Source organism: Paenibacillus sonchi (genome assembly GCF_016772475.1).
GTDB classification, from domain to species: domain Bacteria; phylum Bacillota; class Bacilli; order Paenibacillales; family Paenibacillaceae; genus Paenibacillus_AQ; species Paenibacillus_AQ sonchi.
In genome coordinates, this window is the sequence record NZ_CP068595.1 from 2,003,753 (window position 1) to 2,027,552 (window position 23,800).

The window sequence follows — 23,800 nt, forward strand, 5'->3', positions numbered from 1 at the left end:
TTAATTTGTATTATCCAGAACCGCTAGCCAAGCTGATCGAAGCTTTTACGCGTTTGCCCGGAATTGGTCCGAAGTCAGCCGCCCGGCTTGCTTTTCATGTGCTGAATATGAAGGAAGACGAGGTTATTGATTTTGCCAAGGCGCTGGTCAGCGTCAAACGCAATCTTCATTACTGTTCGGTCTGCTGCAATATTACGGATACCGATCCCTGCCGGATCTGTCAGGACAAAACCCGCGATGCCTCCGTAATCTGTGTAGTCCAGGATTCCAAGGATCTGGTGGCTATTGAACGGACTAAGGAATTCGACGGCTATTACCATGTGCTGCAAGGGGCAATCTCACCAATGGAAGGCATAGGTCCGGATGATATCCGCTTGAAGGAGCTGCTGACCCGTCTGAGTGATGAGAAAGTGAAGGAGCTTATTATGGCCACCAACCCCAATATTGAGGGTGAAGCCACAGCGATGTATATCTCCCGCCTGGTCCGGCCTTTCGAGATCAAAATCACCAGGATAGCCCATGGACTGCCTGTAGGCGGCGATTTGGAGTATGCGGATGAGGTAACCTTGTCCAAGGCCCTCGAAGGCCGCCGTGAGCTGTTCTAAGCAGTTCTGGTGCAATATCCTTTCATCAAAGGAGCCCCTGGGGCTCCTTTTTTTTGCTGAATTTCATGTTTTTTAGGGCAGAGAACATTCTATGCAGAAAATTCCTGCTTATTTTGCCGCCATACTGGTTCTAAGTTTGTCCCTGTTTCGATATGAATGAGAATATACGAGGGTGAGGATTGAGTACTATGCCCAGAACTTATTCATATAAGGAGGAGTCTGGAATGGGATGGTGGAGTATTAGGAGGCAGGCCGACGGGGAGCAAAAAAGAATAGACGACGATCATTGGAACGTGTTCCTGGAAGTCCAACAGGCACACTCCGAGTGGGAGAGGGCGTATCTGATGTTTGATGAGGCGAAGGGACAGGATCAGATCGACTACGCCATTTATATTCTGGAAGCCGCTGAGCGCAAATATCAGATCCATCTGAAGCATGCCAAAAGCCTGGGGCTTAACCGCGCTCAGCTCTAAGTAACGTTGGTGGAAAAAAGGAGGATTGTCATGTTAAGAATGGCCGCACTGGCAGTGCTGGTTCTATCCGGACTTTTATTACTTCTAATTGTTTTCAAAAAAAATTGGGCTGGGCTTGGCTCAGCCTCTTTGGTACACATCTCCTTCTGGCTGCGCTGGGCATTTATGTAGTGAATTTTTCGGGCTTGCTAACGGATATATATATTCCCCTGAACCCTGCCACTATAGGTGCTGTAACGGTTCTTGGACTTCCGGGAGTGCTGATGCTTATGGGTTTGAAATTAACTTTGTTTTAAAGGTTGACGCGGGTTCTGAATCTGTGATACATTAAGTCTCGGCCCTTTGGACAGGATATCCTATGATAGCTTGCCGATAAGCCAAGCGAAAAATTAAATTAAAAAAACGCTTGACTAAAAAGAAGGCGCTGTGATATATTATAAAGGTCGCTGCTGACAAGCAACGATGAAGTGAAAAAGACATTGATCTTTGAAAACTGAACAACGAGTGAGTGGGATTTCATGCAAGTGAGATCCAAAAATGAGAATGCAAATTCTCGTCAGATGTTTCAAAATGAGCTATCGCTCTTTTCAATACTTATTGGAGAGTTTGATCCTGGCTCAGGACGAACGCTGGCGGCGTGCCTAATACATGCAAGTCGAGCGGAGTTTATCCTTCGGGGTAAGCTTAGCGGCGGACGGGTGAGTAACACGTAGGCAACCTACCCTCTAGACTGGGATAACTACCGGAAACGGTAGCTAATACCGGATAATTCCTTGACCCTCCTGGGTTTGGGATGAAAGGCGGAGCAATCTGCTGTTAGAGGATGGGCCTGCGGCGCATTAGCTAGTTGGTGGGGTAACGGCCTACCAAGGCGACGATGCGTAGCCGACCTGAGAGGGTGAACGGCCACACTGGGACTGAGACACGGCCCAGACTCCTACGGGAGGCAGCAGTAGGGAATCTTCCGCAATGGGCGAAAGCCTGACGGAGCAACGCCGCGTGAGTGATGAAGGTTTTCGGATCGTAAAGCTCTGTTGCCAGGGAAGAACGTCCGGTAGAGTAACTGCTGCCGGAGTGACGGTACCTGAGAAGAAAGCCCCGGCTAACTACGTGCCAGCAGCCGCGGTAATACGTAGGGGGCAAGCGTTGTCCGGAATTATTGGGCGTAAAGCGCGCGCAGGCGGCTGCTTAAGTCTGGTGTTTAAACCTTGGGCTCAACCTGGGGTCGCACTGGAAACTGGGCAGCTTGAGTACAGAAGAGGAAAGTGGAATTCCACGTGTAGCGGTGAAATGCGTAGAGATGTGGAGGAACACCAGTGGCGAAGGCGACTTTCTGGGCTGTAACTGACGCTGAGGCGCGAAAGCGTGGGGAGCAAACAGGATTAGATACCCTGGTAGTCCACGCCGTAAACGATGAGTGCTAGGTGTTAGGGGTTTCGATACCCTTGGTGCCGAAGTTAACACAGTAAGCACTCCGCCTGGGGAGTACGGTCGCAAGACTGAAACTCAAAGGAATTGACGGGGACCCGCACAAGCAGTGGAGTATGTGGTTTAATTCGAAGCAACGCGAAGAACCTTACCAGGTCTTGACATCCAACTAACGAAGCAGAGATGCATTAGGTGCCCTTCGGGGAAAGTTGAGACAGGTGGTGCATGGTTGTCGTCAGCTCGTGTCGTGAGATGTTGGGTTAAGTCCCGCAACGAGCGCAACCCTTGACTTTAGTTGCCAGCAGGTAGAGCTGGGCACTCTAGAGTGACTGCCGGTGACAAACCGGAGGAAGGTGGGGATGACGTCAAATCATCATGCCCCTTATGACCTGGGCTACACACGTACTACAATGGCCGGTACAACGGGAAGCGAAGCCGCGAGGTGGAGCCAATCCCAGCAAAGCCGGTCTCAGTTCGGATTGCAGGCTGCAACTCGCCTGCATGAAGTCGGAATTGCTAGTAATCGCGGATCAGCGTGCCGCGGTGAATACGTTCCCGGGTCTTGTACACACCGCCCGTCACACCACGAGAGTTTACAACACCCGAAGTCGGTGGGGTAACCCGCAAGGGGGCCAGCCGCCGAAGGTGGGGTAGATGATTGGGGTGAAGTCGTAACAAGGTAGCCGTATCGGAAGGTGCGGCTGGATCACCTCCTTTCTATGGAGAATCGTCACCTGCGATGGTGACATTCAAATCGGAAGCTCTGCTTCCATTAGAACCCTCGGGTTCGAACACTCACTCGTGTTCAGTTTTGAAAGAGCAAGTCTCTTTCGTATACGTTTGGTGGCGATAGCGGAGGGGTTCCACACGTACCCATCCCGAACACGACCGTTAAGCCCTCCAGCGCCGATGGTACTTGGACCGAAGGGTCCTGGGAGAGTAGGACGCCGCCAAGCGGACAATCAATCCTTTGATTGATTTCCTTATGTTATATATGTTATATGGGCTTTTAGCTCAGTTGGTTAGAGCGCACCTCTGATAAGGGTGAGGTCGGTGGTTCGAGTCCACCAAGGCCCACCATATAACATTAAATTCTTTTGGGGCCATAGCTCAGCTGGGAGAGCGCCTGCCTTGCAAGCAGGAGGTCAGCGGTTCGATCCCGCTTGGCTCCACCAAACTTGTTTCAAAAAAGTATATGCAAGAACTTGATCCTTGAAAACTGGATACCGAAACGAAAATGCGTTTTAGAACATCTTTTAGCTGAAACTTGTGTGAACAAGTTGAAATAGTTATTAGTGGCCGATATTTTCCTAACGGAAGTAAAGAGCTTTGAATTCATTCAATGTTCGATATTTCTCCTACGGAGAAAATCGTGGTTAAGCTAATAAGAGCACACGGAGGATGCCTAGGCGCCAGGAGCCGACGAAGGACGTGGCGAACAACGAAACTGCCTCGGGGAGCTGTAAGCAAGCTTTGATCCGGGGTGTCCGAATGGGGAAACCCGGCTGTGGTAATTCGCAGTCACTCATACCTGAATTCATAGGGTGTGAAGAGGCAGACCAGGGGAACTGAAACATCTAAGTACCCTGAGGAAGAGAAAACAATAGTGATTCCGTCAGTAGCGGCGAGCGAACGCGGAACAGCCTAAACCAAGGAGCTTGCTCCTTGGGGTTGTGGGACGTCTCACATGGAGTTACAAAGGAACCGGGTAGGCGAAGAGGTCTGGAAAGGCCCGCGATAGAGGTAAAAGCCCTGTACCCTAAACCCTGTTCCCTCCGAGACGGATCCCGAGTAGTGCGGGGCACGTGAAACCCCGTATGAATCCGGCAGGACCATCTGCTAAGGCTAAATACTACCTGGCGACCGATAGTGAAACAGTACCGTGAGGGAAAGGTGAAAAGCACCCCGGAAGGGGAGTGAAATAGAACCTGAAACCGTGTGCTTACAAAAAGTCAGAGTCCTCTATATGGATGATGGCGTGCCTTTTGTAGAATGAACCGGCGAGTTACGTTTAACATGCAAGGTTAAGGTGAGAAGCCGGAGCCGCAGCGAAAGCGAGTCTGAATAGGGCGATTAAGTATGTGGACGTAGACCCGAAACCGTGTGATCTACCCCTGTCCAGGGTGAAGGTGCGGTAACACGCACTGGAGGCCCGAACCCACGTACGTTGAAAAGTGCGGGGATGAGGTGGGGGTAGCGGAGAAATTCCAATCGAACTCGGAGATAGCTGGTTCTCCCCGAAATAGCTTTAGGGCTAGCCTCGGTGAATGGAGTCGTGGAGGTAGAGCACTGATTGGGTGCGGGGCCCGCAAGGGTTACCAAGCTCAGTCAAACTCCGAATGCCATGGACTTCTTGCCGGGAGTCAGACAGTGAGTGCTAAGATCCATTGTCAAAAGGGAAACAGCCCAGACCATCAGCTAAGGTCCCCAAGTGTGTGTTAAGTGGGAAAGGATGTGGAGTTGCACAGACAACCAGGATGTTGGCTTAGAAGCAGCCACCATTGAAAGAGTGCGTAATAGCTCACTGGTCGAGTGACTCTGCGCCGAAAATGTAACGGGGCTAAACACACCACCGAAGCTATGGCTTGATGCTTTGCATCAGGGGTAGGGGAGCGTTGTGTATACATTGAAGGTGTACCGTAAGGAGCGCTGGAGCGTACACAAGTGAGAATGCCGGTATGAGTAACGAAAAGATCAGTGAGAATCTGATCCGCCGAAAGCCCAAGGTTTCCTGAGGAAGGCTCGTCCGCTCAGGGTAAGTCGGGACCTAAGGCGAGGCCGACAGGCGTAGTCGAAGGACAACAGTTTGAAATTACTGTACCACCGTAATCCGTTATGAGCGATGGGGTGACGCAGGAGGGTAGTGACGCGGACTGATGGATGTCCGTCCAAGCAGTGAGGCTGGTGTGTAGGCAAATCCGCACACCATAAGGCTGGGCTGTGATGGGGAGCGAAAATTACAGTAGCGAAGGTCATGATCTCACACTGCCAAGAAAAGCCTCTAGCCAGGAGAAGGTGCCCGTACCGCAAACCGACACAGGTAGGCGAGAAGAGAATTCTAAGGCGCGCGGAAGAACTCTCGTTAAGGAACTCGGCAAAATGACCCCGTAACTTCGGGAGAAGGGGTGCCTCGGTAGGGTGAATAGCCCGAGGGGGCCGCAGTGAAAAGGCCCAAGCGACTGTTTAGCAAAAACACAGGTCTGTGCGAAGCCGCAAGGCGAAGTATACGGGCTGACGCCTGCCCGGTGCTGGAAGGTTAAGGGGAGCGGTTAGGGGTTAAACCCGAAGCTGTGAACCGAAGCCCCAGTAAACGGCGGCCGTAACTATAACGGTCCTAAGGTAGCGAAATTCCTTGTCAGGTAAATTCTGACCCGCACGAATGGCGTAACGACTTGGGCGCTGTCTCAACGAGAGATCCGGTGAAATTTTAATACCTGTGAAGATGCAGGTTACCCGCGACAAGACGGAAAGACCCCATGGAGCTTTACTGCAGCTTGATATTGAATTTGGGTACGATCTGTACAGGATAGGTGGGAGCCGTAGAAGCCGGAGCGCAAGCTTCGGTGGAGGCGCCGTTGGGATACCACCCTGATCGTATCTAGGTTCTAACCTGGTACCCTGAGCGGGTACGGGGACCGTGTCAGGCGGGCAGTTTGACTGGGGCGGTCGCCTCCTAAAGAGTAACGGAGGCGTTCAAAGGTTCCCTCAGAATGGTTGGAAATCATTCGAAGAGTGCAAAGGCAGAAGGGAGCTTGACTGCGAGACCTACAAGTCGAGCAGGGACGAAAGTCGGACTTAGTGATCCGGTGGTACCGCATGGAAGGGCCATCGCTCAACGGATAAAAGCTACCCTGGGGATAACAGGCTTATCTCCCCCAAGAGTCCACATCGACGGGGAGGTTTGGCACCTCGATGTCGGCTCATCGCATCCTGGGGCTGAAGTAGGTCCCAAGGGTTGGGCTGTTCGCCCATTAAAGCGGTACGCGAGCTGGGTTCAGAACGTCGTGAGACAGTTCGGTCCCTATCTGTCGTGGGCGTAGGAAATTTGAGAGGAGCTGTCCTTAGTACGAGAGGACCGGGATGGACGTACCGCTGGTGCACCAGTTGTTCCGCCAGGAGCATGGCTGGGTAGCTACGTACGGACGGGATAAGCGCTGAAAGCATCTAAGCGTGAAGCCCCCCTCAAGATGAGATTTCCCAGTATGTAAGACCCCTTGAAGACGACGAGGTAGATAGGTTGGAGGTGGAAGCACGGTAACGTGTGGAGCTGACCAATACTAATCGGTCGAGGGCTTATCCAATAAACTAAAATGCAATTTTCGTTTCGGATTCAGTTTTCAGGAATCAAATTCCTGTATGGATTTACATGGCTATATCAATTGGAGAGATACCCAAGTGGCTATAAGGGGACCCTCTGCTAAGGGGTTAGACTGCGTAAGCGGTGCGAGGGTTCGAATCCCTCTCTCTCCGCCATCTTAAATCCATTAATTATGTTATTGTGGCGGCGTAGCTCAGCTGGCTAGAGCGTACGGTTCATACCCGTGAGGTCGGGGGTTCGATCCCCTCTGCCGCTACCATACATACCTGGAGGCTTAGCTCAGCTGGGAGAGCATCTGCCTTACAAGCAGAGGGTCGGGGGTTCGAACCCCTCAGCCTCCACCATCTTTATGTTTTAAGCTTACCTTTACACCGTGCCGGTGTAGCTCAACTGGTAGAGCAACTGACTTGTAATCAGTAGGTTGGGGGTTCAAGTCCTCTCGCCGGCACCATTTTATTACAAATGCGGAACCGTGGTGTAGTTGGCCTAACATGCCTGCCTGTCACGCAGGAGATCGCGGGTTCGAATCCCGTCGGTTCCGCCATTTTTATTTGCTTCAGGGATGAGAATCCATAATGGGGTTGGTTAGATTTTCTTTTATGGCTCGGTAGCTCAGTCGGTAGAGCAAAGGACTGAAAATCCTTGTGTCGGGGGTTCGATTCCCTCCCGCGCCACCATATTACGGAGGCTTAGCGAAGTGGCCAAACGCATCAGACTGTAAATCTGCTCACGTACGTGTTCGGTGGTTCGAATCCATCAGCCTCCACCATTTTTATGAGCCATTAGCTCAGTTGGTAGAGCACCTGACTTTTAATCAGGGTGTCGAAGGTTCGAGTCCTTCATGGCTCATTCCAATCGAAAGTCATCACCATTCGGTGATGGCTTTTTTGTTTTATAGAAATTATTCAATGTCAAACAATGCGGAGATCCTGGAAGCCTCAGAGGATATAAGCGATGCAGGAGGATGGGGCTCCATCCGCGGACTGAAGCGGACTGAGGAGACCCTATTTTGCCAAAAATCTTACTTTTTCAGCAGTTACGGACTCAGTCGTTATATCGTTCGATGGAGCCTGGAATAGGAGTTCTAAGCAAGCCCAAAAGATGCTAAGCCTGCCTATAGTACAACGATCCGTCTTCAGTGCCCCTGTGATTTTGGAGCGGTGGGAATCCCTGCAGCTGTAAGTCCCGTAATGTTATTCACCTGCCAGAGTAATTTGTTCTTTATGAACCATTAGAAGCCATGTTCATGCCGGTTGAAGTTTGCCAGTCAGGCTGCGCTAACCCTGATAGTGTCTAAGGCGCATCTTGTTGAAAAATGTGATAAAATAAGCGAAAAGAGCAAAAGTGGTGGAGTATGGTGACGATGGATAGTGAGGTTTTGCGTCAAAAATTGGAGCAGCTCACCGGAAAGAGAACCGGAATCAAACAGCTTGGGAGGCAGCATTCGGCTTCCCTTTTTGGTATGGGTGCGGAAGATCAGGACCAGCCTGTGGTGCATGAGGGACGTTTATGGGTGCCTTTGTATGAGAACGATGAACGGGTAACAGCAATTTGGCTGGAGCTGGATGGGCTGACTCCAATGGAGGTGCAGCTGGTTAACTATGCGGCAAGAAATTTCGCAATCGCCCTTAAGGCAACGGGCCTGAAGGAAGAAGGGGAAATTGAGGCCCGCCAGCTCAGCGGGTGGTTGAATGCCCAATTGGAGCAGGAAAAGAATGAGGCGGAAATCCCTGACGAGATGACTTTGAAGGGACGGCTGGTGGGAGAGATGATCCCTTTCCTGCTGGTCAGCGAAAATGTTCATAACCCGCAGGTCACCTACCGTTCTCTGATGAAGCTGCTGCGCAGTTATTTCGAGAATGAAATTCTGCTTATCCCCCTGCAGGAGAAGGAATGGTTAATTTTAGCCCGTAAGGAACTGCTCACCGGCGGGGATGATAAGGAAGACGAGGAAGAGAGTGCTGATGACCTGCTGGCGCAGACCTGTATGGGACTGCATGAGCTGATTGCCAGCGAGTGGGTTGGGGTTTTCCATCTGGCGGTAGCACCTGCCATTATTCCTGTGAAAGGGTTAACCGGAGCGGTAGCCCTGCTGCGCGAAACGATTATACTGGGCCGGATTTTTCAGGTTGGGGACTACATTCATCTGCCATGGGAGCTTCATATGGAGCGGCTGGTTAACAGTATTCCCGATGAGCGCCGCAGGCAACTGCTTGGTCAGATCGGGGACTATTCCCCTGTGCTCGCGGACAAGGAAATGCTGCTTACTTTGGAGACTTTTTTTGAGATGGACTGCAATGTCAGTGAAACAGCCAAAAAGCTCTATATCCACCGGAATACGCTGCTGTACAGGCTGGACAAGATCAAACAGGAGACCGGAGCGGATGTCCGGAGCTTTGGAGATGCGGCTATTGTGAAGTTAGCCATGTTATTGTATAAAGTGACGAAAAGAAAATAGGTTTTTTGTGAACGTTACAAATAGCCAGCGCGGCATGTCTGAAGTAAGATAAATATACAAGAAAGCGATTTATTTTTTAATCCAATAATTGACTCGAGGGGGAAATACAATGGCAGGCGTTCGTTTAGAGCATATTTTCAAAAAATACCCGGGTTCCGATAAAGCGACAGTAATCGATATCAATCTTGATATTAAAGATAAGGAATTTCTGGTATTGGTCGGACCATCCGGTTGCGGTAAATCCACAACCCTGCGTATGATTGCCGGTCTGGAAGAAATCTCCGAAGGTAAGATGTACATTGGCGACCGTGTAGTCAATGACGTAGCTCCTAAAGACCGCGATATCGCGATGGTATTCCAATCCTACGCCTTGTATCCGCACATGAGTGTATATCAGAACATGGCATTCGGTTTGAAACTGCGTAAAGTGAAAAAAGAAGAAATCGACAAAAAAGTCCGCGAAGCTGCGAAAATCCTCGATATCGAACATTTGCTTGACCGCAAACCAAAAGCATTGTCCGGTGGTCAACGCCAACGTGTTGCCCTGGGCCGCGCGATCGTACGTGATCCGCAAGTCTTCCTGATGGATGAACCTCTCTCCAACTTGGATGCTAAACTTCGTGGTCAGATGCGTGCTGAAATCACTAAGCTGGTTAAACGTCTTGAAACCACTTGTATCTATGTAACACATGACCAGACAGAAGCTATGACAATGGGTGACCGTATCGTAGTTATGTATGATGGTATCATTCAACAAGCTGCTTCTCCTGAAGAATTGTACAATGAGCCTACAAACCTGTTCGTAGCCGGATTTATCGGTTCCCCTACAATGAACTTTATCAATGGTACACTGTCCGACGTTGGCGGCGCCGTACGCTTCCGCGCAGAGAACCTTGATGTTGAAGTACCAGGCGGCAAAGCCACGCTGCTGCGTAACAAAGGCTACATCGGCAAAGAAGTAATCATGGGTGTTCGTCCGGAAGATATTCACGAAGAACCAGTATTCCTGGAAGCTTCTCCGAACACGATCTTCACTTCGATGGTAGATGTTACTGAAAACCTGGGTCATGAAATGCTCTTGTACTTGAGCGGCGTTGGTGCCGGCACTGTAATCGCCCGTGTAGATGGACGTTCCACTACCCGTGAAGGCAGCAAGCCAAAATTGGCGATCGACATGAACAAAATCCACATCTTCGACAAGGAATCCGAACTTAACGTTCTGCTCGGATAAGATAGCGTAACCGTTTGAAGAAAGCCGCCTGAGAAGGCGGCTTTTTTAATAAACAGAAGCAGTTATATTTTGGGGGCTTTCTATACAGCGCATGATTTTGGACGGAAAGCCATGGCCCCACAATGTGGGGCTGTTTATTTTTTGCATACCACGGTTCTTGAGAGCCCTGCTTTTTTGCTGAGTCCGACAGAAGGAACAAGGCTATTATGATTGCATTCATAGGCGTTATCCATTAAGATAGCAGGAGAATTACCTGCGGCTGGGATAGGAACTGTTATTAACCAAATGCGGGCGAGCGGTTACCGCCGCTGGTGACGAAAGGACGGACACACATGGCTAAGAAGGTAAAAGTATCTGAATTGGTGCAGAATTTTCAGTTAGAGGTTGTTTCCGGACATGAGGGCTTGAAGAGACCGATTACAGTGGATGATTTGAATCGTCCCGGTCTGGAAATGGCTGGTTATTTTGAATATTACCCTGAAGAACGTGTTCAACTGCTGGGCAAGACCGAGCTGGCTTTTTTCTCCATGCTGCCGGACGAAGAACGTAAAAGCCGGATTCGCGGGATCTGTAATGATAATACGCCTTGTATCGTGATTACAAGAGCACTTGATGTACCGCAGGAGCTTATTGATATAAGCAACGAAAAAGGATTGCCGGTGCTGCGCAGCTCTATGGCAACTACGATATTTTCCAGCAGACTAACCAGCTTTTTGGAAGGCCGGCTGGCGCCTACAGCCACGATTCATGGCGTTCTCTGTGATGTATACGGTGTGGGTATGCTGATTACTGGCAGCAGCGGCATCGGTAAAAGTGAGACAGCGCTTGAGCTTGTAAAACGGGGGCACCGCCTGATTGCCGATGACGCGGTAGAAATCCGCCAAACCTCGGATAACCAGCTGCATGGGACGGCTCCGGAGCTTATCCGCCACCTGCTGGAAATTCGCGGTGTCGGTATAATCAATGTAATGACATTGTTTGGCGCAGGAGCGATCCGGAATCATAAACGCATTACGCTGGTAGTCAGACTGGAAGCCTGGCAGCAGGACAAGCAATATGACCGGCTCGGACTGGATGAGGAAACGACACGGATTATTGATACAGATGTGCCGCTTGTTACGATTCCCGTACGCCCAGGACGTAACCTTGCAGTTATTATCGAAGTGGCGGCAATGAACTATCGTTTGAAGCAGATGGGCTTCAATGCGGCGTTGCAGTTCACCAACAAGCTTACTGCCACCATATCTGAAGACATGGATGATTTGGACTAGGAGTGTGAGAGCATGTTTTTTTCGTTAGCGATTGATCCGATTGTCTTCTCCATCGGTTCACTGCCGGTTCACTGGTATGGTTTGATACTGGGTGTCGGCGCATTGGCCGGGTTATTTTTGGCGATCCAGGAAGGCAAGCGTTTCAACATTCCGCAGGAATTTTTCATGGATATGCTGCTGCTCGGTGTGCCGTCTGCGATCATTGGTGCACGGATTTATTTTGTGGCGTTCAAATGGGAGGATTACAAGGACAACCTTATTGATGTCTTCAAGATCTGGAACGGCGGGATCGCAATCTATGGCGCTCTGATCGGAGCTATAATTTGCGGTATTATTTATTTCCGTTACAAAGGGTATGCGTTCTGGCGCATTGCAGATATTTGCGCACCCGGACTGCTTGCGGGCCAGATGATCGGACGCTGGGGGAATTTCGTGAACCAGGAAGCCTATGGTGGCGTTGTGGAGGAATCCTTCCTGCGCGACAAGCTGCATCTTCCTGACTTTATAGTGAACCAGATGTACATAGGAGACGCCTTCCATCATCCGACTTTCCTGTATGAATCACTCTGGAGCCTGCTGGGCATTTTACTGCTGATGGTGCTGCGCCGGCAAAAGTTTGTGCGTGCAGGCGAGATTTTCCTGTCTTATTTCATTTGGTATTCCATCGGACGCTTCTTTATCGAAGCACTGCGTACAGACAGCCTGGCTTTCATGGGGAACAGCGGACTGGCCTCCTTCCTGAACGGATTATGGTCGCCAATGAAGTGGCTTGGTTTCGAACAGGGATATCTTGATCCGGCTTATGGAAATATCCGCAGCTCGCAGCTTTTAGCGCTGCTGACTATCTTAGCGGCTATAATACTAATCATTGTCCGGCGGGTAACAGGCCAGCCTAAGGACCATTACTCCGATCCTATTGTCAGCACCAAGGCTGCCGCAGCGGATGCTGTAGTTCCAGAAAGTGCCGCTCATACGCCGCAGAGTGCTCCACAGGTTAGACAACCGGAGCCGGAGAAAACGCCGGATGAATTACCGAAGGAGTAGCTGATTAATGATAGAATGTATACTGTTTGATCTGGACGGAACGATTGTAAATACCAACGAGCTGATTATCAGCTCGTTCATGCACACACTGAAGGAGAATAATCTGCCCCCGCTGACCCGGGAGCAGATTATTCCCTATATGGGGACTACGCTGCATCAGCAGTTGAGTGCTTTTTCCGGCCTGGAAGATACCAGCGCGCTGGAGCTGTCTTACCGTTCCTATAATTATGCTCACCACGATGAGCTGATTGGCTCTTTTCCCCATGTGAATGAGACAATGGAGGAGCTTGCGGGCCGCGGCATCAAGCTGGGGATTGTGACGACCAAGATTCGTCCAACCACAATCAAGGCGCTGGAGATGTTCGATCTGCTGAAGTACATGGAGACCATCGTGACAGTTAACGATGTAGTTCAGCCAAAGCCTCACGCAGAGCCGGTTCTGAAGGCTGTCAGCAACCTCGGCGTTGACCCGCGGAGAACACTGATGGTTGGAGACAGCCCTGTCGATATCCAGTCCGCCAAAGCGGCTGGGGTCCGTGTAGCTGCGGTAGCCTGGTCGCTAAAAGGTGAAGACGTACTGCGCAAATATGAGCCCGATTATATCATCCATGATATGAAGGACATCTTCGGTATCGTGGACCAGGGGACGATGGAACCGTGAGAAGAGTAACCCGCTATCCCGTGGAAGGGCACAACTCCCTTTGGTACATCTACCGCACGGTCAGCCCGTGGAAAGGTGTGCGTAATTTTATCTTTATACAGATTGCCCGTTATTGTCCGATTCTGCCGGTTAAGAACTGGATATACCGTAACGTCCTGGGCATGAAGGTGGGCAAGCACACTGCGTTTGGGCTGATGGCGATGGTAGATGTATTTTTCCCGGAAAAGATTACGGTGGGCGAAAACTCTGTGATCGGCTATAATACCACAATTTTGGCCCATGAATACCTGATCAAGGAATACCGGCTGGGTGAAGTCATTATCGGCGAAAATGTACTGATTGGTGCCAATACGACGATTCTTCCTGGCGTAATCATCGGAGATGGAGCAGTTATAGCGGCCGGATCAGTAGTGCACAAGGATGTGGCGGCAGGTTCCTTTGTCGGGGGCAACCCGCTTAGGGAGCTGCGTCCGTCGGCCAGGAATGATAGGGATGCCACCGAAGATAATGATGTTATGTGAAAGACTGCCCTGCAGTATGGTTGCGTGCACTCACGCAGGAGCTGCGGGGCTTTGTTTTGGCAACAAAAATAGTCAAAGATTAAGCAACCTTTCAGTGTTCAGCAACGCGAGTGAAGCTGTTATACTTAAAGGGTAGGCGCGTATTCTGCATATGGGGCGTAATGCAGGTTTGATTATTTTTGAAAAAGGCACCTTAGGTGCGCAGTTATACAGGAGGAAATGGAATGGGACAAAAGGAAAGAATTCCACAGCTGGATATATTTCGGGCAATTGCGATTTTTGCGGTGATTGCTATACATGCCACTTCACGCACACTCGCGGAGACACTGGACACCTCGATGTTCCATCCGTTTCTGTTTATTAACAAGTTCAGCCAGTTTGCTGTGCCGTCGTTCGTCTTTTTGAGCGGATTCGTGCTGTTCTACAATTATATCGACCGGCCGTTAACGGGAAAAACACTGGGAAAGTTCTATAGCCGAAGACTGATTTATATTATTGTGCCTTATGTTGTGTTTTCGCTCATGTACTTTATCCTGAAAATGACCGCAGGCCATACCTGGAACCTGCCTCTGGATGAGATGGCCCACAAGCTTGGCAAATATCTGCTTACCGGGACAGCGTATACGCATCTGTACTATATTATTATCATTATCCAGTTCTATGTGCTGTTCCCGCTTATGTTATGGTGTCTGCAAAAGGTCCGGCGGCTTGCAGCCTGGGCCCCGCTGATCGGGCTGCTGCTGCAATGGGGATTCGTGCTGCTGAACAAATATATGACGAATCATGGATACTGGCACCTGTCCAAAGGGAGTCTGTCTATTACCTACTTCTCTTACTTTCTGCTCGGGGCGGCCATTGCAGTTTATTATGGAACCTTGAAACGATGGCTGATTCTTTCGCGTGAGGGTTGGCTTTCGGGTAAAGGACCCGGGTGGATTGCGCTGTGGGTACTATGGGCTGCTGCCGGGATTATACATGTGGAACTATGGTTCAACAGCTACACGAAGAAAACGGTGATTAACAGCCTGTGGTATGAGGGCTTCTCCAATCTTCATGCGCTGCTCTCCTGCATTGTGCTGCTGCAGCTGTCATTCCTGCTGTATGGCACAGGCCGGCGTGTGCTGAGCCGTATGCTGATCTCTATCGGTGCCTGTTCTTTTGGGATCTATCTGCTTCATCCGGCACTGCTGTTCTTATACAGAAAGCTTCCGTTTCACGGGGGTTCACTTGCGTATACGGCAGCCATTGCCGGTGGATGGCTCGTAGCATTGCTAGGCTCCTGGCTCGTTGTAGCCGTGGTCTTCCGGTATGTGAAGCCGGCCTGGGTGGCCTTTGGCTCCGGACCGCAGAAGCCGCTGAAGAAAGTAGCCCTATAGCTTAAGTACAAGATGAAATCATATGAACAAGTAGAAACGGCTACGCCGTCCTTATTAGGACGGTACCCGTTTCAGCGAGAAATAGAAGGATAATTTGTAGCGTGAAGCATAGAAATTCTTATATTTTAAAAAAGCGCCGACTTGCCCGCAATTTTGCGGTTTGGTCGGCGTTTTGTATAAGGACGGAAGCAGCCGGATTCTTATTCCCCGGCCTGCTCCCGCTGAAATTCGGCGATGGCCTGATACTGGCTCTCCAGGCTGCGGAATAGGGAGATATAGATGGGCAGCAGCTGCTTGTAGACACGGGCGTGCTCCTTCACCGGCTGATGCTGATGGGTAGAGCCGATCATGCTGAATACAATGTCAAAGGAGTCTGTGCGTCCGGTCGCGTAAAGGCCAAGCACGACCGCGCCCAGACAAGAGCTTTCGAAGCTCTCCGGAATGACAACCTCCTGGTCGAAAATATCGGCCATCATCTGCCGCCACAGTGAGGAGCGGGCAAAGCCGCCGGTGGCATGAATTTTGGCAGGCCGCCCGATCTGCTCCTCCATGGCCAGCAGTACGGTGTACATATTGAAGATGACTCCCTCCAGCACGGAGCGGATCATATGCTCCTTGTGGTGATTCATCGTCAGCCCGAAAAAGGAGCCCCGGGCATCGGGATTCCACAGCGGTGCGCGTTCTCCGGTCAGGTAGGGATGAAAGAGCAGGCCATTGCTGCCCGGCGGCACCTGCTCGGCAATCCGCGTCAGCACCTCATAGGGGTCAATGCCAAGGCGCTTCGCTGTCTCAACCTCGGAGGCGGCGAACTCATCCCGGACCCAGCGGAAGAGCAGGCCGCCATTGTTCACCGGGCCGCCGATGACCCAGTGCTTCTCGGTCAGGGCATAACAGAAGATCCGTCCCTTGGGATCGGTAAGCGGACGGTCCACGACCGTGCGGATGGCTCCGCTGGTGCCGATTGTGGCAGCGACGACCCCCGGCTTAATGGCGCCGACACCAAGATTGGAGAGTACACCGTCGGTGGCTCCTACAATAAAAGGTGTAGACGGCAGCAGTCCGAGCTGCTCAGCCATCCCCGGCAGCAGCCCCTGCATGATCCGGGTGGTGGGAACAGGTTTGGAGAGACGCTCTGCAGTAATGCCGGCAATATGCAGAGCTTCAGCATCCCAGTCGAGCTGCTGCAAATTGAACATGCCTGTGGAAGAGGCAATGGAATAGTCTATGACGTATTCACCGAAAAGCTTGGCGAAGATATATTCTTTGATGGAAATGAATTTGTCTGTCTGGCGGAACAGCTCCGGCTGTTCCTCGCCCAGCCACATCAGCTTCGTGAGGGGAGACATGGGGTGGATGGGCGTACCTGTACGCAGATACAGCTCATGGCCGCCCAGTTCGTCCCGCAGGCGGGCGGCACAGGCGGCGCTGCGGTTATCTGCCCAGGTAATGCAGGGCGTCAGAGGATTGCCTGTACGGTCTACAGCAATCACACTGTGCATGGCGGAGCTGAATGACAGAAAAAGAACGGAATCCGGATGTACGGCACTGTCCTTCATTACCGTTGAAATAGTATGAAATACAGCGCTTAGGATTTGCTCCGGGTCCTGCTCTGCTACCGAAGGTGAAGGGGTGTGCAGCGGGTAGCCCTGATTCGCTTGAGCGGTGATTCTGCCATTTTCCTCAAAGAGAACAGCCTTTGTGCTTGTAGTTCCAATATCGACGCCGATCATATAGGATGTGCCCAATTCTCAGACCTTCTTTCTGATGAAAATAAGGAAAGCGGGCCGGGTACCTGCAGCCGCCCCGTTCCGCTATCCTGATATGCTAGAGATGTAAAAAGTATAAGGTATTGGCAGTGCTTTAGACAAAGATGCTGAGAATCATGATGAAGGTTAAACCCACTACGGACAGAATGGTTTCCATCACCGTCCATGATTTTAAGGTCTGTACGACAGACATGCCGAAAAATTCTTTGATCATCCAGAAGCCGGGGAGTTTCCGGACGCTTTTGGCGGCAAATTGCTCAGCCAGCTCTCTGGGAGGCTCCACGCATATCCGTTTGCCTATGAATTTACCGAATAACGGTCCGGCAATAATCGCCGTGGGCAGACCTACAATAATAGAATACAGAATGGTGGACAAGCCGGCCAGAATCGGGATTCCGATTTGCAGGAGCGGCATTTTTGTTTTGCGTGCCACCATAAAGACGACGGGGATCAGCAGAATTAAGCCAACTTCAAAAATCTGGCGATAAGCATAACCAGAAAAACAATGAAAAGCAATGTCCAGATAAGCATTGTCGCATTATGACTAAGTCCAAATAAACTATCCATAGTGAACGTGTCCTCCTATGGTGGTTTCACGTGTAGCCAATAGCTTAAGTTGTAGGATAACCAGATTGAGCGCTTTCAATAAAATGATCCATTTGTATACTTGTCGACAACATAATTGAAACAAAGGCGGGCCTTTGCTGAAAGAAGAGTATTCAGGGAAGGCTGCGAATCAGCGTTTCTCCAGAGTCGGCGAAATACTCCTGAACCACCTTGTGAATAGTCTCAGGATCTCCTGAACGAAGGGCCTCTACAACCGTCCGGTGTTTATCTGCCACCCAATTCATGCGTGCTTCCCCGAGGGTGAAGCCTTTTTCTGTAGTAATCAGAATGACAGTCATCACGATGTAGCGGATACTGTTCCACAAGTGAAGAATCCGGGTATGATTGGCTTCTGTGACAATAGCTTCGTGAAAAGAAAAGTCCTGGAGCGCAAATTCCACATAATCATTGTGTTTGACGGCCAGCTTCATCTTGTCGATGGATTGTTCAAGCTGCTGGATTAAGGCATCCTGTATATTAACAGCCAGTCTTTGCTGGGCGAAACTCTCGATGAGGTACCGTACATCATACAACTCTTTGACGTCCTTGATATTCAGGCCCACCACTACGGCCCCCATTCTTTCCAGACGGATCAATCCCTCGCCAGACAAGGATTTAAGCGCTTCCCGGACAGGAGAACGGCTGGTGCCAAAATCGGCAGCAATCCGGTTCTCGGAAAGCACCTCGCCCGGTTTGATGTGTTCATTAATAATTTGCAGCCTGAGTTCACAGGCAATCGATTCTCCAAGGGAGGCTCCTTGCAGCCAAGTGGCAGGATAATGCATGAAAAACGACTCCTCTATGTGATTAGTTGTAAGCTAAGTCCTGGCATTCCCTTAATTTTAGCATACAATGTCTTCACGGTTCCATCAGTTTAACATGCATTTTGTCCTGCACGGAGCTCATTTTGCAGTTATGAGGTTATTGTTCCCCCTGCACAACGGCGTGGCCGCCGAATTCATTGCGGAGGGCGGCGACTACTTTGCCATGGAATGTATCGTCCTCCAGGGAACGGTACCGCATCAGAAGCGACAGGGCAATAACCGGTGTGCTGGTTTCAAGATCAAGAGCGGTTTGGACCGTCCATTTTCCTTCTCCGGAGCTGTGCATCACCCCGCGGATTCCGGAGAGCTTCGGATCTTTGGCAAAAGCATTCTGCGCAAGCTCCATCAGCCAGCCGCGGATTACAGAGCCGTTTGACCACAATTGTGCGACATTCTCATAGTTATAGTCAAAACTGCTTTTCTCCAGCAGCTCAAAGCCCTCGGCAATCGACTGCATCATCCCGTACTCAATGCCGTTGTGGATCATTTTCAGAAAATGGCCGCTGCCGCTTTCCCCGAGTAGAGATAACCCCGCTCCACTGCCAGATCGCGGAATAAGGGCTCAATTACTGTGAATACTTGAGCATCACCGCCAACCATGAAACAAGCACCATGCTCTGCGCCTTCCGTTCCCCCGGATGTGCCGGCGTCGAATAAATAAATGCCCCGATCACGCAGCTTCCCTGCGCGCACGATGGATTCTTTATAATGGGAATTCCCGCCGTCGATGATGATATCGCCTGCTTCAAGCAGCCCGGCAAGGGTGTCAATAACTCCTGTTACGATCTCTCCGGCCGGAACCATGACCCATAGAATTCTGGGATGCTCCAGCTTCGTGACCATATCCTCCAGGGATGAAGCGGGAAGCGCCCCGTGCTCAGCCAATTGCAGTCCCCTTTGCGGATTGATATCGCTTACCACAAGATCATGCCCATGGTTCAGCAGGTTCAGTGCCAGGTTGTAACCCATCTTGCCCAGTCCGATCATACCCAATTTCAATGCCGTTCACTCCTTAACAAAATATAGTGATTAACTTGTGTACTTGTATACAAGTTAGTTTGTATCTTACTACTGCGGTTATACTTTGTAAAGAGTAATTATGTAAGCGGTTCATATTCAGGTGAATGAAGGCACAATATATAAAAATCTTAACTTCACTCTATATGTAAGCAATTAATGCTATTCTATATAGCAAAGGTTAATTGACGTAAAGGATGGTCCGTGATACGATATTGCCACTGCTTTACTTTGCTACCACTTTACCATAATAAAGTGTTCGTCTACATTATTGAAGATATCTGATGAGGTGACCAATGAAGATGTCCAAACCCAAGGGATTTGAGAAGCCGGCCGGCGTGCGTGACTATCTCCCGCGTGCAGTGGCCAAGCTGCGCAAGATTGAGAAGGATGTGCTGCACTGCATGAGCCGCTGGGGGTACCGGCAGATGATTACGCCCACTTTGGAATACTACGATACGGTCGGCGTGGCCAGCTCCACATCGGACCAGAAGCTCTATAAATTGCTTAACAACCGCGGGCAGGCCCTGGTGCTGCGCTCCGAGATGACAGCGCCGGTGGCGCGAGTGGTTTCTTCTCTGTTAAAAGATGAGCCGCTGCCGCTCCGCTTATCTTATCACGCCAACGTGTTCCGGGCGATTGAGGAGGAAGCGGGGCGGGAGGCGGAATTTTTCAGACCGGGGTTGAGCTGGTCGGAGACGATTCACCGGAGGCGGATGCCGAGGTTGTGGCGCTGGCAATTTCCTCGCTGCAGGCAGCCGGTGTGAAGTCTTTCAAAATCGCCATGGGGCATGTCGGCTTCCTTGACGGGCTGTTCCAAGAGGCGGTTGCCGGTCTTCCTGACGCACAGGAAGAGCTTAAGAGCCATCTGCTGAACCGCGATTATGTGGCGTTCCGCGAGACGCTGCGGCGTCTGGAGCTGTCCGAGGCGCAGAAGAATGAGCTGGACGGGCTGCTGCGGCTGCGGGGAGGCAAGGAAATCTGCGGCCAGGCGCTTGAGCTCAGCAGTCATCCGCTGGCCCGGGCCTCCATTGAGCATCTATGCAAGGTGTGGGAAGTGCTGGTGTCATACGGGGTTTCACAGCATGTGCTGATTGACCTGACGATGATTGGCGACTTCTCCTATTATACAGGCATGACCTTCGAGGGCTACGCCTCGGAGCTGGGATTTCCGGTATGCAGCGGCGGACGTTATGACAATCTGCTGCAGCAGTTCGGACGCCCGGTTCCTTCGACGGGCTTCTCCTTGAAGACGAACCGTATTCTGGACGGTGTATCCGGTGTGCCGGAAGAGGAAGAGCTGCCGATTCTGATCCAGTATGACGCTCCAAGGCGCAAAGAAGGCCTGGCGGAGGCGGCGCGGCTGCGGGCTGAAGGGCATGTGGTAGTGACGCGGCTGGCGGCAGAGCCCGGCGATCTCAAAACGGTGAAGCGTCTGGACACGGATACGGTTGAAGCGGAGGGCGACAAGTACGGGGAGATTTATACGTTTGTGTCTTTTGTCAGCGAGCATGGCTAAGAAGAGGGTGAACAAGATTACAGAATGAAGTGCCGAGCAGCAATCAGATTCGGCCTATAAGCAGGCAAGGATATGGAAATGGAGGTCTATGATCATGTCGCAGATATTGAAGGTGGCCATGCCGAAAGGGCGGATTTACAATAAAGCGGCGGAGCTGTTCCGCCAAGCGGGACTGCCGATTCCGCCGGATGGCGAAGAGTCGCGCAAGCTGGTGATATCCTTGCCGGAAGCGGGAATGGAGTTCATCCTGGCCAAGCCGGTGGATGTGCCGACTTATGTGGAATATGGAGTAGCAGATATCGGCATTGTGGGCAAGGATGTGCTGCTGGAGGAGAACCGCGACGTCTACGAGCTGCTGGATTTGGGAATTGCGCGCTGCCGGATGTCGATTATCGGCCTGCCGAACTGGCAGCCGGGCATTCAGCAGCGGGTGGCGACAAAATACCCGAATGTGGCCTCGCGTTATTTCCGCGAACAGGGGCAGCAGGTGGAGGTTGTGAAGCTGAACGGCTCCATTGAGCTTGCGCCGCTGATCGGCCTTGCCGACCGCATCGTCGATATGGTGGAGACCGGACAGACGCTGAAGGATAACGGACTGGTGGAGATGAAGAGCATCTTCGAGATTACGAGCCGGCTTGTGGCCAACCGTGTAAGCTACCGGATGAAGAATGAAGAGATTCAGCAGCTGTGCGACCGCCTGCAGGCGGTTATCACCGGACCGGGACTGGCAACAGGCGGAGTAGAGCGCTAAGGAGCAAAAGGGGGAAGCAGCGGTGAAGGTTCAATCGAGTAAGGAATTTAAGCTTCAGCGTGAAGTGGAATACGGAACGCCGGAGCAGAATAAGGCTGTGAAGGAAATCGTGGCCGATATCAAACAGGAAGGCGATGCCGCACTGCTCCGGTATACGGAACGTTTTGACGGTGCGGCGCTCACGGCTGCCGGGCTGCGTGTGACGGAGGAGGAGCTTCAGGCGGCGTATGGCCGGGTGGAGGAATCCTTCGTGACGGCGATCCGCGCCGCCGCAGCCAATATCCGGGCGTTTCATGCCCGGCAGAAACGCAATTCCTGGATGGATCTGCAGCCGGACGGCACGATCCTCGGCCAGATCATCCGCCCGCTGAAACGCGTGGGCGTCTATGTTCCCGGCGGCAAGGCGGCCTATCCGTCCTCGGTGCTGATGAACGTCATTCCGGCCCAGATCGCCGGTGTTCCGGAGATCGTGATGGTCACTCCGCCGTCGACGGGCGGCACGGAGGGCATCGATCCTTACATTCTCGTGGCCGCCGCCGAAGCCGGCGTGAACGAGATCTACCGCGTGGGCGGCGCGCAGGCGATCGCCGCACTGGCGTTCGGCACGGCGTCCATCGCGCCGGTCGATAAGATCTGCGGGCCAGGGAACATCTACGTGGCCCTGGCCAAACGCGAGGTCTACGGCGCTGTCGACATTGACAGCATCGCCGGACCGAGCGAGATCGTCGTGCTCGCCGACGATACCGCCGAGGCCGCCTACGTCGCGGCCGACCTGCTCTCGCAGGCCGAGCACGACGAGATGGCCTCGGCCATCCTGGTCACGCCATCGCAGCGCCTGGCGGAGGCAGTCGCTGCCGAAGTGGAACGGCAGCTGCAGGAGCTTCCGCGCGAGGCCATCGCCCGCGCCTCCGTAGACAACTACGGCGCGATCATCGTCGTGGAGTCGCTGGCAGAGGGAATCTCCGTAGTGAACCGGCTGGCGCCGGAGCATCTGGAGATTGTCACGGAGGACCCGATGGGCCTGCTCGGCAGCATCGAGAATGCCGGGGCTGTATTCCTGGGACCGTACAGCTCGGAGCCGGTGGGGGATTATTTTGCCGGTCCGAACCATATTATTCCGACCAACGGTACAGCGCGGTTCTCGTCGCCGGTGGATGTGGATGACTTCATTAAGAAATCCAGCCTGATCTATTACAGCAAAGAAGCACTGCTGCAGGACGGGGCGACGATTATAGAACTGGCCCGCCGCGAAGGGCTGGAAGGCCATGCACGGGCAATAGAGATCCGACTACAGAACGAAGCGAAGGGTGGAGACGGGAATGGAAAGTAACAACGAGGCTGGAGCTGTGCGCAAGGCTGGACTCAGCCGCAAAACTAATGAAACGGATATTAAGCTGTCCCTGGCCGTGGATGGCAGCGGGGTCTCGGAGCTGGAGACGGATGTACCGTTTCTGAATCATATGCTGAATTTATTCACGAAGCACGGCCAGTTCGATCTGTCTGTGCAGGCGCGGGGCGACATCGACATTGATGACCACCACACCGTAGAAGACATTGGCATCTGTCTGGGCCAGGCGTTCCGTGAAGCGCTGGGTGACAAAAAAGGCATCAAACGATACGCCAATGTCTTCATCCCTATGGATGAGGCGCTGGCCCAGGTGGTCATCGACATCAGCAACCGGCCGCATTTTGAGTACCGGGCAACGTATCCTTCACAACAGGTGGGCAGCTTTTCAACAGAGCTGGTGCATGAATTTCTGTGGAAATTCGCGCTGGAAGCACGGATTACGCTGCACGTAATCGTACACTACGGCTCCAATACTCATCATATGATCGAAGCGGTATTCAAGGCGCTGGGACGGGCGCTGGATGAAGCCACACTGATTGACCCGCGCGTGAAGGGTGTGCCTTCCACGAAGGGAGTGCTGTAG

The 23,800-nt window shown here is 51.9% G+C and carries 16 protein-coding genes, 10 tRNA genes, 3 rRNA genes and 3 pseudogenes; 28 read left to right on the forward strand and 4 right to left on the reverse strand.

What is annotated here, in order from left to right:
• The first annotated feature begins 5 nt into the window (after positions 1-5).
• The 24 genes from recR to JI735_RS09395 all read left to right on the forward strand — a co-directional run bounded on the left by recR (position 6) and on the right by JI735_RS09395 (position 15,386).
• Complete coding sequence (recR, locus tag JI735_RS09285; RefSeq protein WP_039832490.1) at positions 6-605, forward strand: recombination mediator RecR; 600 nt, start codon at positions 6-8, stop codon at positions 603-605.
• Positions 606-829: 224 nt separating this feature from the next.
• Positions 830-1,078: a hypothetical protein gene (locus JI735_RS09290; protein ID WP_020426333.1), complete on the forward strand. Its 249-nt coding sequence runs from the start codon at positions 830-832 to the stop codon at positions 1,076-1,078.
• A gap of 30 nt (positions 1,079-1,108) precedes the next feature.
• Positions 1,109-1,249 carry a hypothetical protein gene (locus JI735_RS37240; RefSeq protein ID WP_325175591.1) on the forward strand — a complete coding sequence of 47 codons (141 nt, stop codon included), beginning with the start codon at positions 1,109-1,111 and terminating at the stop codon, positions 1,247-1,249.
• The gene (locus JI735_RS37245; RefSeq protein WP_325175592.1) at positions 1,249-1,374 is read left to right on the forward strand and encodes a pro-sigmaK processing inhibitor BofA family protein; all 126 of its coding nucleotides are present in this window, start codon (positions 1,249-1,251) and stop codon (positions 1,372-1,374) included. Before JI735_RS37240 ends, JI735_RS37245 begins: the two co-directional genes overlap by 1 nt.
• 298 nt (positions 1,375-1,672) lie before the next feature.
• A 16S ribosomal RNA gene (locus JI735_RS09300) occupies positions 1,673-3,223 on the forward strand.
• A 122-nt stretch (positions 3,224-3,345) separates the two neighbouring features.
• Positions 3,346-3,462: ribosomal RNA gene (rrf, locus tag JI735_RS09305) — 5S ribosomal RNA — on the forward strand.
• Between the two features lie 47 nt (positions 3,463-3,509).
• Positions 3,510-3,586 (forward strand) — tRNA-Ile (locus JI735_RS09310).
• 19 nt (positions 3,587-3,605) lie between these two features.
• Positions 3,606-3,681, forward strand: a tRNA-Ala gene (locus JI735_RS09315).
• A 199-nt stretch (positions 3,682-3,880) separates the two neighbouring features.
• A 23S ribosomal RNA gene (locus tag JI735_RS09320) occupies positions 3,881-6,807 on the forward strand.
• The 16S, 23S and 5S rRNA genes sit together here with 10 tRNA genes alongside, the layout of an rRNA operon.
• Before the next feature lie 80 nt (positions 6,808-6,887).
• Positions 6,888-6,979 (forward strand) — tRNA-Ser (locus JI735_RS09325).
• A gap of 27 nt (positions 6,980-7,006) precedes the next feature.
• Positions 7,007-7,083, forward strand: a tRNA-Met gene (locus JI735_RS09330).
• A gap of 9 nt (positions 7,084-7,092) precedes the next feature.
• Positions 7,093-7,168, forward strand: a tRNA-Val gene (locus tag JI735_RS09335).
• A gap of 31 nt (positions 7,169-7,199) precedes the next feature.
• Positions 7,200-7,275: transfer RNA gene (locus JI735_RS09340), tRNA-Thr, on the forward strand.
• 15 nt (positions 7,276-7,290) lie between these two features.
• A tRNA-Asp gene (locus tag JI735_RS09345) sits at positions 7,291-7,368 on the forward strand.
• A 57-nt stretch (positions 7,369-7,425) separates the two neighbouring features.
• A tRNA-Phe gene (locus tag JI735_RS09350) sits at positions 7,426-7,501 on the forward strand.
• 6 nt (positions 7,502-7,507) lie between these two features.
• Positions 7,508-7,593 (forward strand) — tRNA-Tyr (locus JI735_RS09355).
• A gap of 7 nt (positions 7,594-7,600) precedes the next feature.
• A tRNA-Lys gene (locus JI735_RS09360) sits at positions 7,601-7,673 on the forward strand.
• Positions 7,674-8,187: 514 nt separating this feature from the next.
• Positions 8,188-9,282 (forward strand): PucR family transcriptional regulator, encoded by a 1,095-nt coding sequence (locus tag JI735_RS09365; protein WP_039833053.1) that lies wholly within the window; start codon positions 8,188-8,190, stop codon positions 9,280-9,282.
• Positions 9,283-9,391: 109 nt separating this feature from the next.
• Positions 9,392-10,513, forward strand: a complete 1,122-nt coding sequence (locus tag JI735_RS09370) for an ABC transporter ATP-binding protein (RefSeq protein WP_039833052.1) — start codon at positions 9,392-9,394, stop codon at positions 10,511-10,513.
• 332 nt (positions 10,514-10,845) lie between these two features.
• Positions 10,846-11,784, forward strand: a complete 939-nt coding sequence (hprK, locus tag JI735_RS09375; protein ID WP_020425530.1) for an HPr(Ser) kinase/phosphatase — start codon at positions 10,846-10,848, stop codon at positions 11,782-11,784.
• 12 nt (positions 11,785-11,796) lie between these two features.
• A complete protein-coding gene (gene lgt / locus JI735_RS09380; protein ID WP_039833051.1) occupies positions 11,797-12,828 on the forward strand; it encodes a prolipoprotein diacylglyceryl transferase in 1,032 nt (343 codons plus the stop codon).
• Positions 12,829-12,835: 7 nt separating this feature from the next.
• A complete protein-coding gene (gene ppaX / locus JI735_RS09385) occupies positions 12,836-13,489 on the forward strand; it encodes a pyrophosphatase PpaX (RefSeq protein WP_039833050.1) in 654 nt (217 codons plus the stop codon).
• A complete protein-coding gene (locus JI735_RS09390; RefSeq protein WP_039833049.1) occupies positions 13,486-14,010 on the forward strand; it encodes an acyltransferase in 525 nt (174 codons plus the stop codon). Before ppaX ends, JI735_RS09390 begins: the two co-directional genes overlap by 4 nt.
• A gap of 224 nt (positions 14,011-14,234) precedes the next feature.
• Positions 14,235-15,386, forward strand: coding sequence for an acyltransferase (locus JI735_RS09395; RefSeq protein WP_039833048.1), 1,152 nt, complete (start codon positions 14,235-14,237; stop codon positions 15,384-15,386).
• 200 nt (positions 15,387-15,586) lie between these two features.
• Here the strand turns inward: JI735_RS09395 and gntK are convergent, their stop codons facing one another.
• From gntK to gnd, 4 genes and pseudogenes are all read right to left on the reverse strand, one after another.
• Entirely contained in the window at positions 15,587-17,116 is a 1,530-nt protein-coding gene (gntK, locus tag JI735_RS09400; RefSeq protein ID WP_039833576.1) for a gluconokinase, read from the reverse strand.
• A 130-nt stretch (positions 17,117-17,246) separates the two neighbouring features.
• Positions 17,247-17,627: pseudogene (locus JI735_RS09405) on the reverse strand (GntT/GntP/DsdX family permease); the annotation flags it as partial.
• 244 nt (positions 17,628-17,871) lie between these two features.
• Positions 17,872-18,543 carry a GntR family transcriptional regulator gene (locus tag JI735_RS09410; protein WP_039833559.1) on the reverse strand — a complete coding sequence of 224 codons (672 nt, stop codon included), beginning with the start codon at positions 18,541-18,543 and terminating at the stop codon, positions 17,872-17,874.
• 136 nt (positions 18,544-18,679) lie between these two features.
• Positions 18,680-19,581 (reverse strand): annotated as a pseudogene (gnd, locus tag JI735_RS09415) (phosphogluconate dehydrogenase (NAD(+)-dependent, decarboxylating)).
• Between the two features lie 320 nt (positions 19,582-19,901).
• Here gnd and JI735_RS09420 point away from each other — a divergent pair.
• From JI735_RS09420 to hisB, 4 genes and pseudogenes are all read left to right on the forward strand, one after another.
• Positions 19,902-21,118, forward strand: a pseudogene (locus tag JI735_RS09420) (ATP phosphoribosyltransferase regulatory subunit).
• Between the two features lie 94 nt (positions 21,119-21,212).
• A complete protein-coding gene (gene hisG / locus JI735_RS09425) occupies positions 21,213-21,869 on the forward strand; it encodes an ATP phosphoribosyltransferase (protein ID WP_020425612.1) in 657 nt (218 codons plus the stop codon).
• A 22-nt stretch (positions 21,870-21,891) separates the two neighbouring features.
• On the forward strand, positions 21,892-23,199 hold the full coding sequence (gene hisD, locus JI735_RS09430) for a histidinol dehydrogenase (protein ID WP_039833561.1): 1,308 nt from the start codon (positions 21,892-21,894) through the stop codon (positions 23,197-23,199).
• Positions 23,189-23,800, forward strand: a complete 612-nt coding sequence (gene hisB / locus JI735_RS09435; protein WP_039833562.1) for an imidazoleglycerol-phosphate dehydratase HisB — start codon at positions 23,189-23,191, stop codon at positions 23,798-23,800. The genes hisD and hisB overlap by 11 nt, the downstream gene beginning before the upstream one ends.

What these genes read in the sequence shown, in the direction of transcription:
- gntK (WP_039833576.1), bottom strand. Translation starts at nt 17,116, where the DNA reads ATGATCGGCGTCGATATTGGAACTACAAGCACAAAGGCTGTTCTCTTT.
- hprK (WP_020425530.1), top strand. Translation starts at nt 10,846, where the DNA reads ATGGCTAAGAAGGTAAAAGTATCTGAATTGGTGCAGAATTTTCAGTTA.
- hisB (WP_039833562.1), top strand. Translation starts at nt 23,189, where the DNA reads ATGGAAAGTAACAACGAGGCTGGAGCTGTGCGCAAGGCTGGACTCAGC.
- hisG (WP_020425612.1), top strand. Translation starts at nt 21,213, where the DNA reads ATGTCGCAGATATTGAAGGTGGCCATGCCGAAAGGGCGGATTTACAAT.
- ppaX (WP_039833050.1), top strand. Translation starts at nt 12,836, where the DNA reads ATGATAGAATGTATACTGTTTGATCTGGACGGAACGATTGTAAATACC.
- JI735_RS09365 (WP_039833053.1), top strand. Translation starts at nt 8,188, where the DNA reads ATGGATAGTGAGGTTTTGCGTCAAAAATTGGAGCAGCTCACCGGAAAG.
- lgt (WP_039833051.1), top strand. Translation starts at nt 11,797, where the DNA reads ATGTTTTTTTCGTTAGCGATTGATCCGATTGTCTTCTCCATCGGTTCA.
- JI735_RS09370 (WP_039833052.1), top strand. Translation starts at nt 9,392, where the DNA reads ATGGCAGGCGTTCGTTTAGAGCATATTTTCAAAAAATACCCGGGTTCC.
- JI735_RS09290 (WP_020426333.1), top strand. Translation starts at nt 830, where the DNA reads ATGGGATGGTGGAGTATTAGGAGGCAGGCCGACGGGGAGCAAAAAAGA.
- JI735_RS37240 (WP_325175591.1), top strand. Translation starts at nt 1,109, where the DNA reads ATGTTAAGAATGGCCGCACTGGCAGTGCTGGTTCTATCCGGACTTTTA.
- JI735_RS09395 (WP_039833048.1), top strand. Translation starts at nt 14,235, where the DNA reads ATGGGACAAAAGGAAAGAATTCCACAGCTGGATATATTTCGGGCAATT.
- JI735_RS09410 (WP_039833559.1), bottom strand. Translation starts at nt 18,543, where the DNA reads ATGCATTATCCTGCCACTTGGCTGCAAGGAGCCTCCCTTGGAGAATCG.